Here is a 12473-nt window from a genome sequence, read left to right as displayed (position 1 = left end):
TCGAGGAGTACGCATGACGAGCTGGCGCCGGGCGAGTCCCGAAGCGCTCCGGTCCCTGATGACGCGGATCAGAGACACTCCCTGGTCCTGGCGGCCGGAAGAAGTCGAGGAGCTGTGCCGCCGAATGGGCTGGACCTTGGATTCCGTCTTCGACGGCGTGGGCGGGTTCGCCGATGGCGGATTGACCCAGGAACAGCACGAGGTCTGCTTCGCGTTCCTCGACGGCCGGGTTCGCGACTTCACGATCTTCGTCACACAGCGCCTCGAGGACGGCACACCCGGCCGGGACCGGCTCGTCATGGACGCCTTCGCCGACGCGGTCGATGAAGGCATCGCCGCCTTCGGCGAGCCGGCGGCCCGGCGGCACAGCGAGCCGGTGGACGTGCGCTGGCGCCTGGCCGACTTCACGGTCGGTGTCAAGAACCTGGAAAGCTCCGTGTGCGTGAAATGGGCGCACAACAGCTGGCAGGACCGGTGGGACCCGATCGTGGAGGCGTCGGCATGAACCCGTCCTCGTGGGAGGAGCTCACCGAGCACCTCGCCGCCCGCCTGCACCTGTTGCAGCTCAACCAGGTCGTCATCATCGAGGCGCCCGGCAACCGGTGGACCGAGGTCATCCAGAACCAGGACGAACTCCGGCTGGACGCGGTCTCCAACGCGTTCCTTCCGCCGGACGGGCAGCTCAGCGCCGAGCAGGAGCAGGTGCTGGCAGCGAAGGGCTGGCGGCCGCCAGACCACCCCGTACAGCCGCTCTGGCAGTTTGAGGTCCGCAAGTGGCCCCTGCACAGCCGCGACGCCGCCCGGATCGCTGAGTTGATGGTGTCGACCTTGCGGGAGGCCTACGGTGTCGCCGACGCGTCGTCCGTGGAGTTGCGGTCCTTCATCGCGTGAGCCGTCGGTCCTGTCCACGACGGGCGGGCCGACCGGGACCTAGCCTGGTCGGGACAGCTCACCCGAACTGAGGAGACAGCACCATGCGGGACCTGGTCTGGACCGGTTTCATTTCGCTCGACGGCGTCGTCGACTCCCCCGGCGGCTGTCCGACGCGGACCTGATCGACCGCTACCACCTGCTCGTCTTCCCGACGCTGCTGGGCGCGGGAAAGAGCCTGTTCGGACGGGCCGACCGGGACAAGCGGATGCTGACGCTGCGCGAGTCGGAGAGCTACGCCAACGGGATCCTGAAGCTGATCTACGACGTGACGCGCTGATCCAGGTCGAGCCCGATCGCACCGCGGCGCCCGCACGCAGCTGCCCGGCGGTGCGCCCGATGTAGCTGCGCAGCGCCCGGGCCAGGTGCGGCTCGTCGAAGTAGCCGAGTTTCGCGACGACGTCGGCGGCCGGGTCACCGGCTGCCAGCAGATCCGCGGCGGTACGGGCCCGCTCGATCCGCCGGACCGCACCCCCGGTGAGTCCGGTCGCGGCCCGGAACCGGCGCTCGACGGTGCGGCCGGAGACGGCGGGCCGGTGACCGCGCAGCACGCCGGCGACGAGCGGGTCACGGATCAGGATCCCGGCCCGTTCGCTGGCGCAGGTCCTTCGCCGCGCGCCCATTCGGGTTCGATGGCGAGGACCGCGTCCAGCACCTCCGGTATGCGGCTGCGGTCCAGGTGCGCGGCGTCGGCCTGCCGGGCGGCAGATGCGGAAGGCTTCCGATCAGCCAGTTCTGGAACGGTCCGCCGGGCATCCACCGCTGAAGTAGATCATGGTGGCGATGCGGAGCACCGCCACCATGAGACCACGATCAGAGACGGCCGGCGCCGGCGCCTGCCCGGACCAGGGACGGGACGGAGGAGGCCGGGTCGAGGGTGTACGGGTAGAAGGTGCGCGGCTCGGTGACCGTACCGCCGGATTCGCACGGGCCGGAGCCGGTGAAGACGTTCGAGCGCTGGATCAGGCGGCCGGGGCCGCTGTCGGCGTAACCGCTGGTGGAGAAGCAGGGGTACGGCACCCCGGCGAAGTTGTTGCCCTCGACGAGCACGCCCGCGTTCATCGTGGACGCCACCCCGTACAGCGCGTTGTTCTGGAAGTAGTTGTTGTAGACGTGCACCGGCTCGCCGAAGCGGACCCGGGGATGCCGCTGCCGGGAGCCGTCGAACCAGTTGTGGTGGATGCTGACCTTCAGGTGGCCGACGTCGGTGGAGGACGCCCCGTCGGAGTGGCCGATCAGCATGCTCTTGTCGGTGCCGGCGAAGTGGTTCCACGACACGGTCACGTAGTCGGCGCCGCGCACGATGTCGATCGACCCGTCCGCCGGTGTGCGGAAGGTGTTGTGGTGGATCCAGATGTGGTGGGACTGCTGACCGACATTGATCGCGTCGTCCTCGGCGTCGACGAACGTCAGGTTGCGCACGATCACGTTGGACGAGCGGTAGAAGTCGAAACCGCCGCCCCGGATCGTCGGGTTCGCGCCGATGCCGACGATCGTCTTGTTCGGGCGTACGCCCTGCTTGCTGGTGATGTCGATGGTGCCGGACACCTGGATGGTCAGGTGACCGACGGTGTCGATGGCGTCGAGCAGCTCGTCGGTGGTGTCGACGGTGACGGTCGGGCCGGCGATCCCGCCGGTGGTGGTGGTCAGGCCGAGCGCGGCGACCGACGCGAACCCGTCGACGGTGGGCGCCGCCTGCGCGGGCGCGGCTGCCACCAGGACCGATGCGGCGGCCAGCACGGCCGCGAGGACGATTCTCATCGGCCGACTCCCGCTCCCGCGGTGACCAGCGCCGGCACGTTCGCCGCCGGGTCGAGGGTGTACGAGTAGAAGGTGCCCGGTTCGGTGACGGTCCCGCCGGCCTCGCACGGGCCGGAGTTCACGAACGCGTTGGCCCGCTGGACGAGCCGGCCCGGGTTGCTCTCCGCGTACCCGCCGGTGGAGTGGCACGGGAAGGGCACGTTCTCGAAGTAGTTGCCCTCGGCCACCACCCCGGCGTTCTCGGTGGACGCGATCCCGTACAGCCCGATGTTCTTGTAGTAGTTGTTGTAGACGTGCACCGGCTCGCCGAACCGCACCCGCGGATGCCGCTGGTTGGAGCCCTCGAAGTAGTTGTGGTGGTACGTGACCCGGAGATATCCGACGTCCGCCGGGTAGTTGTCGGAGTGCCCGAGAAGCATCGTCTTGTCGGTGCCGGTGAACCGGTTCCACGAGACGGTGACGTTGGTGGACTGGCGTTTGATGTCGAGCGAGCCGTCGTACCCCGGCAGGAACTCGTTGTGGTCGATCCACACGTGGTGGGCCTTGTTGGTGACGCTGATCGAGTCGTCGGACGCGTTGCTGAACCGGATGTTCCGGATGATCACGTTGTTGCCGGGCCGGGTGGTGGTGCCCAGTTGCAGGCCGCCGCCGGTGATCTCGGCGGTGGACCCGATGCCCTGGATCGTCTTGTTGGCGACGACGGTGATCATGCCGCCGGCGGAGATCCGGCCGCTGATCAGGATGGTGTACGGGGTGTTCGCTCCGGCGTACCGGGCCAGGTCGGCGGAGGTGGTGACGGTGACGGTCGGCCCGGCGGCCCCGCCGGTCGTCCCGGTGGCGAACCCGTCGGCGACGGCGGCGGCCGCGGCCGTCGCGGGCTGCGGCACACCGGCCAGCGCCACGACGGTGATCGCGGCGGCGCCCGTGGCCAGGAGCTTGCGCATGCTGATCACACCTTTCCCACGCCGGCACCGGCCGGCACGATCGTCGGCACGGACGCGGCGCTGTCGGCCGCGTACGCATAGAAGCTCCGGGGGTCGGCCACCGCACCGCGTACCTCGATGGCGTGGTTGCAGTCGACGAGGATGTTGTCGCGCTGGACCATCCGGCCGAGCGGCCCGCTGAAGTCGACCCGGCCCGGGTTGTTGACGCTGAAGAAGTAGTTGCCCTCCACGAACAGGCCCGCGTCGTTGGTGGAGGCGATGCCGTAGCTGTTGTCGCGGAAGTAGTTGTTGTAGACGTGCACGATCGGCGCGAACCGCACCCGCGGATGCCGCTGGTCGGAGCCGTCGAACCAGTTGTGGTGGTACGTGACCCGCAGCCGGCCGGCGTCCTGGGCGCCGTTGTCGTCGTCGTGACCGAGCAGCAGCGTCTTGTCGTGATCGTGGAACCTGTTCCAGGAGACGGTGACCAGGTCGGAGCCGCGTTTGATGTCGACCGCCCCGTCGTCGCCGTCGGAGAAGTCGTTGTGGTCGATCCAGATGTGATGGCTGAACATCTGCACGTTGATCAGGTCGTCGGACGCGCCGGAGAACCGGATGTTGCGGATGATCACGTTGTTGACGGCGCCGGCCGGCGGGGTGGTCGCGGACGAGACCGGCAGGCCGATGGTGAGGCCGCCGCCGGTCAGGGCCGCGGTCGAGCCGAGGCCGACGATGGTCTTGTTCGAGGCGACCGGGTGCATGCCGTCGGTGGTGCCGCGGGGCAGGGTGATCGTGCCGGACACCTGGACGACGTACGGTCCGGGGCGGGCGATGTGGTCGAGGAAGGCGGCGGGTGTCGAGACCGTGACGACCGGCCCGCCGGCGCCTCCGGTGGTGGTGGCCCTGCCGTACCCCGCGACCGTGGCGAAGCCGTCCGGCCCGGCCGGGGCCGCCGACGCCCGGCCCGCGAGGACGGGTGCGGCGACGGCGCCGGCGGTTGCGGCGAGGAGGGTTCTGCGCCGCATGTCAGAGCCTCCCCACGCCCGCGCCGGCGGTGACGATCGACTTCACCTGGGCGGGGTCGTCGAGGGTGTAGCTGTAGTAGGTGGACGGCTCCTGCACGGTCCCGCTGCAGTCCGGCGCCCCCGACTCACCGGCGAAGACGTTGTTGCGGGCGACGCAGCGACCGGACGGCCCGGCGTACGTGTTGGTCACCGGTTCCTCCACGTTCTCGAAGTAGTTGCCCTCGACCAGGCATCCGGCGTTGTTCTGGCAGGCCACCCCGGTGTCGGTGTTGTAGAAGTAGTAGTTGTTGTAGACGTGCACCGGCTCGCCGAACCGGACCCGCGGGTTGCGCTGCGGCGTCGCGTCGAACCAGTTGTGGTGGTAGGTGACCTTGAGCCGCCCGGTGTCCTGCGCGCCGTTGTCGTCGTCGTGGCCGAGCAGCATGTTCTTGGTGTGGTGGTGGGTGTGGTTCCACGACACCGTGACCAGCGACGATCCGCGTTTGATGTCGATCAGCCCGTCGTAGCCGCGGGACAGGTCGTTGTGGTCGATCCACACATGGTGGGAGAACATCTGCACGTTGATCGAGTCGTCGGTGGCGCCGCGGAACGTCAGGTTCTGGATGATCACGTTGTGCACGGCGTTCGCGGGCGGCGTCGTCACCTCGGACACCGGCAGGCCGATGTTGAAGCCACCGCCGGTGACGCCCGCGGTCGATCCGACGCCGACGATGGACTTGTCGCTGGTCACGTCGTGCATGCCGGCCGGGACGGTGATGGTCCCGACGACGCAGATGGTCAGCGGGCCGGGCGTGGCGATCGACTGCAGCAGCTCGGCGGCGGTGTCGACCTGCACGGTGGGCCCGCCGGCGCCGCCGGTGGTGCCGGCCGCGAAGCCGGTCGCGGTCCCGGTGACCGCGCATCCGCCGGGCGGTGGCGGGGTGGTCGGTGTGACCGACGGCCCGGGGCCGGGCGCCGTGGTGCCGACCTGGACATCATCAAAGATGGCGTTGGTGTACGCCGTGACGAGCCCGATCCTGCCCCCGGTGTAGGCGCCGTCCGTGGCCTGGGCGACAGCGGTCCCGTCGAGGTAACCGGTGAGACTGGTGCCGCGCACGGTCAGCGCGAGCGTCCGCCAGGCCCCGGTGCCGCCGGTGACCGGTACGGTGGCGAGCGCGGTGGCCGTACCCCCGGAGACTCTCTGCAGTTGGGCGGCCCCGCCGCCGGTCAGGACGAACGTGTAGTACTGGCTGGTCGACTGGGCACGGGCGGCGACCCCGGCGGTGCGGGTGGCGTTGCCGAAGGTGACCGGCTTGACCCGGGCCTGCACGGTGTAATCCGTCCAGGACGAGCTGCCGGCCAGCGCGCGGGCGTTGGTGCTGGTGCTGGACTGCTGGTACGCGGGACTGCCGTCGGTGACGATCGCCCACGTCCCGCCGTTGCGGGTCCAGCCGTCGGCGTTGCCGTCGGCGAAGGTGTCGGTGAAGAGGGTCTCGGCGTGGGCGGGGCTGCTGAGGACGGCACTGGCGAGCAGGGCGGCGGTGGCCGCCGCGACGCCCGTGACGAGCCATCTGATCTTCGGCATGGATGACCTCGGATGATGTCGGGGAAACGGGGAATGCGCCGACCGTAAAATCGCCTATCGGCGCACGTCAATGGCTTCCGTTTGCAGGTTTGTTGCATTAGCGCCCACTGCGAAGCCTGACGGATTGACCCGCCTCGAACCCTGCTGTAAGTTCCCGCCGGGAAAGCGCATTCCCCCTCGTCGGCGCTTTCCGCTAAAGGAGATCCTCATGACGTCCCGAAAAGTGCTGGCCACGGTGATCGGCGCGGCCGCGGTAACCGCCGGAATTCTCGCCGGAATCCCCTCGGCGTCCGCGGCCACCACCACGCTGTACGTCGCGGTGAACGGCAACGACGGCAACGCCGGCACCCTCGCCGCGCCACTCGCGACAATTCAGAAAGCGATCGGCCTGACGTCGGCGGGCGGCACGATCGCGGTCCGCGGCGGCACCTACGCGCTGACCACGAACATCCAGATCACCAAGAGCGGCACGGCGGGCGCCCCGATCACGCTCACCGCGTACGGCTCGGAGAAGGTGATCATCGACGGGGAGGCGCTCGGGTACACGCCGGGCGCGGTCGGGTCGACGATCCCGAGCGGACAGCGCGGCGCGATCCACATGGAGGCGTCGTACTGGAGGCTGGCCGGGCTGGAGATCGTGCACGGGCCGTACGGGGTGTACTGCGCGGGCTGCAACAACAACACCTTCGAGCGGCTGACCACCCGGGACAACTACGAGACCGGCTTCCAGCTGCAGGGCTCCTCGGCCGGCAATCTCATTGTCAACCTGGACAGTTACGGCAACCGGGACCCGCGCAAGAACGGGGAGAGCGCCGACGGCCTCGGCATCAAGGAGGGCTCCGGCAGCGGCAACATCGTGCGGGGCGCGCGGCTGTGGAACAACGTCGACGACGGCTTCGACGCCTGGATGTTCACCTCGCCGATCACGATCCAGAACAGTCTGGCGTACGGGAACGGCTACAACCGCTGGAGCATCCCGAACTTCTCCGGCGACGGCAACGGGTTCAAGCTCGGTGGCAGCAGCGGCACCGGCCCGGCCGCCGCGCACGCGATCAGCAACACGTTCTCCTGGAGCAACGCCGCGCACGGCTTCACCGACAACGGCAACACCGGCGCGATCACCATCAGCCGCAGCACCGCCTGGAAGAACGCGAAGACCGGGTTCGACGTCGACGGCGGCTCCACCACGAAACTGACCGCGAACCTGGCAGCCGGCAACGCCACCGCCGTCGCGCTCGGCCGGTCCACCGCCGCCGGCAACTCCTGGAACATCGGCGGCACCTGGACCCTGGCCAGCACCGACGCCTCCGTCATCACCGGCGCGCGGAACACCGACGGCTCGATCCGCTCGTCGAATTTCCTGGTCCCGGCGAACGGCGCGGCGGTCGGCGCCAAGATCTGACCTACACCGCGCGGATGTTCCACACCCGGTCGGCGGGGTCGTTCACCCAGCGGGCCATGTCGTCGGCGAGGCGGCGCAGCCGACGGGGATCGAACTCCTCCTCGGCCGCGCCGAACGCCTCGTGCGTGATCGCGAGGACCCGCCACAGCAGCCCGGTGGCGCTGTGGCGGGCCAGGCCCAGGTTGCCCTCGCCGTCGATGCACCAGACGGTGCCGGGGGCGATCCCGATGACGACCTCGCCGACGTACGCCGTGACCAGCTCCACGATCACCCGGTACGACGGGTCGGACGGGACATGCCCGAAACTGATCTGCGACGAGATGAGCGCCCCGTAGTACGACCTGCCGAGCGCCGGCTCCCCGGCCACCACCGGCGCGCCCCGCAACCAGGCCCACAACCCGTCCAGCGACCCGGGCGAGCCGTCCAGGGCCAGCCCGGACAGCTCACGCAGCCGGCCGGTCCGTGCGCCCGGCCACGCGGCCAGCGTCGCCGCCTCGGCCACCGTCAGGCTCCGGTCGGCGGCCGTGACCAGCGGCGGGACCCCCAGCCCGTCGACGGTCTTCAGCAGGTACTCCCGGTAGCGGGGCATGCTCTGCTCGAACACGATCTGGTACTGCTCGCGGGCCTCGTCCAGCCGGTCCAGCGCGACCAGGACGCGGGCGTGCATCTTGCGTTCCGGAAGCGTGTACGGCAGGCGGCGGTCCTCGGCGATGGAGCGTCCCGCACCCCAGTGCGCCAGCATCGCGTCCACCGAGGTCAAGCCGTCGAGCAGGGGCAGCACCCGGTCGGTGACCACGGCCACCAGCGCGGCCTCGTCGCCGAGGTCACCGTGGTGGTCCAGGACGTGGAACGGCGGGACGTCGGACAGCTCCAGGCGGACCCGGGCGACGATGCTGACCCGGTGCTCGTCCGGCGCCCGGTCGAACCAGTGGTCGATGCTGATCACGTGGCTCAGACCGGGGGCGGCCTCGCGGGTCAGGGTCTGATCGATGCGCTGGTAGCCGTACCCCGCAAGCAGATTCTCGATGGTCCCGACCACCCGGTCCATCGCCGCCCGCCAGGGGGGCCGCTGCTTCCTGCTCTTGATCCACCAGCGGCGCATCGCCGCCCGCAGCCGGTGGGTGGGCAGGCCGGGCGCGGTGATCAGGGCGGCCTCCCGGTCCACCCGGTCGATCCGGGCCACGCCGGGAACCGTGGCGGCGAACGCGATCAGCCCCGCGACCAGGTCCTCCCGCTCGCTGGTGACCTCCTCGACGAAACTCAGCTCGTGTGTGATCGACTCGCCCGGGATCTCCTCGAGGTGCCACTCCGCATCCACGGCGATCAGTATGCCCGCTACCGTGGGGTAGCGGACGGCCCCGGCAAGATCCGCTACCATCCGGCCGATGCGCATCCGGCAGATCGACGAGAGTGACTGGCCACAGGTGTGGGCGATCATCCGGGAGGTCGTGCGGGACGGCGAGACGTTCCCGTACGACCCGGCGATGACCGAGGAGCAGGCGCGGCCGATGTGGGTGGAGACACCGCCCGGGCGTACGGTCGTCGCCGTCGACGACGACCGGGTCCTCGGCACCGCCAAGATGGGCCCGAACCGTCCCGGCCCGGGATCGCACATCGCCACCGCCAGCTTCATGGTCGCCGCCGAAGCGCGCGGGCAGGGCGTCGGGACCGCCCTGTGCCGGGACGTCATCGACTGGGCCGGGGCCGCCGGGTACGCCGGAATCCAGTTCAACGCGGTCGTCGCCTCCAACGAGAGCGCCGTCACGCTGTACCGGCGGCTCGGCTGGGAGATCCTCGGCACCGTGCCGGGCGCGTTCGAGCATCCGAGGCTCGGGCGGGTCGGCCTGCACCTGATGTACCGGGAGCTGGGACCCGCCCGCTGACACCCGGCCCGGGCGAATCTCCTAGAGTTGACAACCATGCAACATGATCCGCTCGAGTCCGAGACAGGTTTCGCCGGACTGGGGTTGCGGGCGGAGCTGCTCCGTGCGTTGACGTCCCTCGGTTACGAAGAGCCCACCCCGATCCAGCAGGAGGCGATCCCGCCGCTGGTCGCCGGCAACGATCTGGTCGGCCAGGCCGCGACCGGCACCGGCAAGACCGCCGCGTTCGCGCTGCCGCTGCTGCAGACCCTGACGCCCGGCCGCCGCGACACCGGCCCGGTCGCGCTCGTGCTGGTGCCGACCCGTGAGCTCGCCGAGCAGGTGTCCCAGGCCGTCCACCGGTACGGCCGCGACCTCGGCGTCCGGGTCCTCCCGGTGTACGGCGGCCAGCCCATCGGCCGGCAGCTGCAGGCGCTGTCCCGCGGCGTCGACGTCGTCGTCGGCACCCCCGGCCGGGTCCTCGACCACATCGAGCGGACCACCCTGAACCTCGGCGACATCCGTACCGTCGTGCTCGACGAGGCCGACGAGATGCTCGACATGGGGTTCGCCGAGGACATCGAGGCGATCCTCGCCGAGACCCCGGACACCCGGCAGACCGTGCTGTTCTCCGCCACCATGCCGCCGCGCATCGACAGCATCGCCCGCCGTCACCTGCGCGAGCCGGTCCGGATCACGATGGGCCGCAAAGCCGTCGAACCGGGCGAGATGCCGCTGGTCCGGCAGAGCGCGTACCTGGTCGCCCGGCCGCACCGGGCCGCCGCGCTCGGCCGCATCCTGGACGTCGAGGCGCCCACCTCGGCGATCGTCTTCTGCCGCACCCGCGAAGAGGTCGACCAGGTCACCGAGACCCTCAACGGCCGCGGGTACCGGGCCGAGGCGCTGCACGGCGGCATGAGCCAGGACCAGCGCGACCGGGTGATGAACCGGCTCCGCGCCGGCACCACCGAACTGCTCGTCGCCACCGACGTCGCCGCCCGCGGGCTCGACGTCGAACAGCTCACCCACGTGATCAACTTCAACGTGCCGGCGGCGCCCGAGTCGTACGTGCACCGCATCGGCCGCGTCGGCCGGGCCGGCCGGGAAGGCTCCGCGATCACCCTCGCCGAGCCGCGTGAGCAGCGGATGCTCAAGGCCATCGAACGGCTCACCGGGCAGCGGATCACCCTGGAGAAACTGCCGACCGTCACCGACCTGCGGGCCCGGCGGCTCGAGCTGACCCGGGCGTCGCTGCAGGCCAGCATCGAGACCGACGACCTGGAGAAGTTCCGGGTCGTGCTGGACTCGCTGACCGGCGAGTTCGACGTCGAGGACATCGCCCTCGCCGCGATCAAGCTGCTGCACGAGGCGGCAGGCGGCGACGGCGACGAGGACGAGATCCCGACGCCGGCGCCGCCGTCCGAGCGCAAGCAGCAGGGCCGCGACCGCGAACCGCGCCAGGGTGGCCGGGGCCGGCCGTCGACCGCGGGGGTGACCCGGCTGTTCTTCGGTGTCGGCCGGCGGGCCGGGGTGCGCCCGCAGGATCTGGTCGGCGCGATCGCCGGCGAGTCCGGGCTGAACGTGCGGGACATCGGCGCGATCCAGATCACCGACCGGTTCTCCCTGGTGGAAGTGCCGGAACCGGCTGCCGACATGGTGATCCGCTCGCTGCAGCAGGCCCTGATCCGGGGCCGCCGGGCCACGGTACGCCGGGAACGTTTCAACTGACCGGGCCGCGGTACGCCCGGTCAGCTTCGCCGGCCGTCGCCCAGACCGCCTTCGCGGGCCTGTTGACCGGTGTGCGCGACGGCTGACCCGCTCAGCCGTCGCCCAGACCGGTATCCCGAGCACCTTGACCAGCCTGAACGACGGCTCGCCCGGCCAGCCGTCGTTCAGGCCGGTCTTGCGGGCGCCTTGACCGGCTTGGGCGACGGCTCACCCGGTCAGCCGTCGTTCAGGCCGGTCTTGCGGGCGCCTTGACCGGCTTGGGCGACGGCTCACCCGGTCAGCCGTCGTTCAGGCCGGTCTCGCGGGCGTGGTGACCGGGCTGGACGACGGCTCGCTCGACGGTGACCATCGCCCCGTCCCGCCGAGCCCCGGCCGGGCATCGATCTGGTAGAAGATGGCGATGCGATATGAGCTGGATCCTCCGCGGGCCGCGGGGCCGATCGAACTGGGCATGCCCCTGAACGAGGCGCTGGAGGTCCTGCGGCGGATCGACGGATATCGGCCACCCGCACCGGGGGCGCAGGTCACCGGGACCCTGGCCAACTACGACTCGGGGCTGTCGATCTCGGTCGGGCAGCAGGCCGGGCGGGTGAACGCGGTGGAGATCTGGCGGCCGCGCAAAGGTGTGACGGTCCTGTTCCGGGACATCGCCGTGTTCGACCTGACGGCGGACGAGGTGGCGGAAGCGTTGACGGCGATCACCCGGGTCGAGGGTACGGACGACGGCTGCCTCACCGCGCCGGATCTTGTGCTGGCGTTCTGGCGGTCCGGGGTTCCCGACGATCCTGAGGACGAGGACGGCAGGTATTTCGAGTCGGTGCTGGTGGCGGCGCCCGGCTACTACGACACTCCCGCGGACCGGCAGGAGCCGGTCTGACGTGGCGGTGCTCGGCAAGTTCAAGGCGCACGTCCGCGGCGGCGTGCTCTTCGTGGGTGACAGCGTGGCCGGGTACGACGACCTGGTGGACATCGGGCCCACGGGTCTCGTCGTCAGCGTGGAGAACGGCGCCGAGGGCCCCACCACCGTACGGATCGTGGCCGGGGACGTCGCTGACCCGGCCGGGGCGGTGATCGCCGAGGGGACGATCACGGTGGCCAGTGGACGGCTGCGGGCCGGTGACGCGGTCGACGAGTCGGTGCTCTGGATCGAGGTTCCGGCCGGTGATCTCCGGGTGCGGGTGCACGCGGACGGCGCCCCGCCGGACCGGGTGGACGTCGTGCTGCCGGATCTCCCCGGAAAGCGGGACTGAACCGCCTGCCGCCGGGTATCCGCCGGAT

General features: G+C 70.5%; 12 protein-coding genes and 2 pseudogenes. 8 read left to right on the top strand and 6 right to left on the bottom strand.

All coding sequences use genetic code 11. The features are described from left to right. Positions 1 to 13: 13 nt before the first annotated feature. The 3 genes and pseudogenes from ACZ3II_RS12660 to ACZ3II_RS12650 form a co-directional block, all read left to right on the top strand. The gene (locus tag ACZ3II_RS12660) at positions 14 to 505 is read left to right on the top strand and encodes a DUF6301 family protein (protein ID WP_465517743.1); all 492 of its coding nucleotides are present in this window, start codon (positions 14 to 16) and stop codon (positions 503 to 505) included. After that, positions 502 to 891, top strand: coding sequence for a TY-Chap domain-containing protein (locus ACZ3II_RS12655; RefSeq protein WP_465517742.1), 390 nt, complete (start codon positions 502 to 504; stop codon positions 889 to 891). The genes ACZ3II_RS12660 and ACZ3II_RS12655 overlap by 4 nt, the downstream gene beginning before the upstream one ends. A gap of 133 nt (positions 892 to 1024) precedes the next feature. Further along, positions 1025 to 1210 (top strand): annotated as a pseudogene (locus ACZ3II_RS12650) (dihydrofolate reductase family protein); the annotation flags it as partial. On the opposite strand, the pseudogene ACZ3II_RS12645 reads toward ACZ3II_RS12650, so the two are convergent. The 5 genes and pseudogenes from ACZ3II_RS12645 to ACZ3II_RS12625 all read right to left on the bottom strand — a co-directional run. Next, positions 1192 to 1520 (bottom strand): annotated as a pseudogene (locus tag ACZ3II_RS12645) (helix-turn-helix domain-containing protein); the annotation flags it as partial. The pseudogenes ACZ3II_RS12650 and ACZ3II_RS12645 sit on opposite strands and share 19 nt — an antisense overlap. A gap of 223 nt (positions 1521 to 1743) precedes the next feature. Then, positions 1744 to 2691, bottom strand: a complete 948-nt coding sequence (locus ACZ3II_RS12640) for a pectate lyase family protein (protein ID WP_465517741.1) — start codon at positions 2689 to 2691, stop codon at positions 1744 to 1746. After that, positions 2688 to 3635 carry a pectate lyase family protein gene (locus ACZ3II_RS12635; protein ID WP_465517740.1) on the bottom strand — a complete coding sequence of 316 codons (948 nt, stop codon included), beginning with the start codon at positions 3633 to 3635 and terminating at the stop codon, positions 2688 to 2690. Before ACZ3II_RS12635 ends, ACZ3II_RS12640 begins: the two co-directional genes overlap by 4 nt. A 5-nt stretch (positions 3636 to 3640) precedes the next feature. Beyond that, complete coding sequence (locus tag ACZ3II_RS12630) at positions 3641 to 4639, bottom strand: pectate lyase family protein (RefSeq protein WP_465517739.1); 999 nt, start codon at positions 4637 to 4639, stop codon at positions 3641 to 3643. 1 nt (position 4640) lies between these two features. Beyond that, positions 4641 to 6203, bottom strand: a complete 1563-nt coding sequence (locus tag ACZ3II_RS12625) for a pectate lyase family protein (protein WP_465517738.1) — start codon at positions 6201 to 6203, stop codon at positions 4641 to 4643. Positions 6204 to 6411: 208 nt separating this feature from the next. On the opposite strand from ACZ3II_RS12625, the gene ACZ3II_RS12620 reads away from it, so the two are divergent. Beyond that, positions 6412 to 7605: a right-handed parallel beta-helix repeat-containing protein gene (locus ACZ3II_RS12620; RefSeq protein WP_465517737.1), complete on the top strand. Its 1194-nt coding sequence runs from the start codon at positions 6412 to 6414 to the stop codon at positions 7603 to 7605. Position 7606: 1 nt separating this feature from the next. Here ACZ3II_RS12620 and ACZ3II_RS12615 read toward each other — a convergent pair whose 3' ends face one another. Next, positions 7607 to 8923 carry a hypothetical protein gene (locus ACZ3II_RS12615; RefSeq protein WP_465517736.1) on the bottom strand — a complete coding sequence of 439 codons (1317 nt, stop codon included), beginning with the start codon at positions 8921 to 8923 and terminating at the stop codon, positions 7607 to 7609. Between the two features lie 67 nt (positions 8924 to 8990). On the opposite strand from ACZ3II_RS12615, the gene ACZ3II_RS12610 reads away from it, so the two are divergent. From ACZ3II_RS12610 to ACZ3II_RS12595, 4 genes are all read left to right on the top strand, one after another. Then, on the top strand, positions 8991 to 9488 hold the full coding sequence (locus ACZ3II_RS12610) for a GNAT family N-acetyltransferase (protein ID WP_465517735.1): 498 nt from the start codon (positions 8991 to 8993) through the stop codon (positions 9486 to 9488). A 36-nt stretch (positions 9489 to 9524) separates the two neighbouring features. After that, complete coding sequence (locus tag ACZ3II_RS12605) at positions 9525 to 11195, top strand: DEAD/DEAH box helicase (RefSeq protein WP_465517734.1); 1671 nt, start codon at positions 9525 to 9527, stop codon at positions 11193 to 11195. 400 nt (positions 11196 to 11595) lie between these two features. Further along, positions 11596 to 12072 carry a hypothetical protein gene (locus tag ACZ3II_RS12600; RefSeq protein WP_465517733.1) on the top strand — a complete coding sequence of 159 codons (477 nt, stop codon included), beginning with the start codon at positions 11596 to 11598 and terminating at the stop codon, positions 12070 to 12072. Position 12073: 1 nt separating this feature from the next. Then, the gene (locus ACZ3II_RS12595) at positions 12074 to 12445 is read left to right on the top strand and encodes a hypothetical protein (RefSeq protein ID WP_465517732.1); all 372 of its coding nucleotides are present in this window, start codon (positions 12074 to 12076) and stop codon (positions 12443 to 12445) included. Positions 12446 to 12473: the final 28 nt, after the last annotated feature.

The sequence above is a fragment of the Actinoplanes sp. NPDC019969 genome (assembly GCF_055562375.1).
This window is presented reverse-complemented; position numbering and strand designations above follow the sequence as displayed.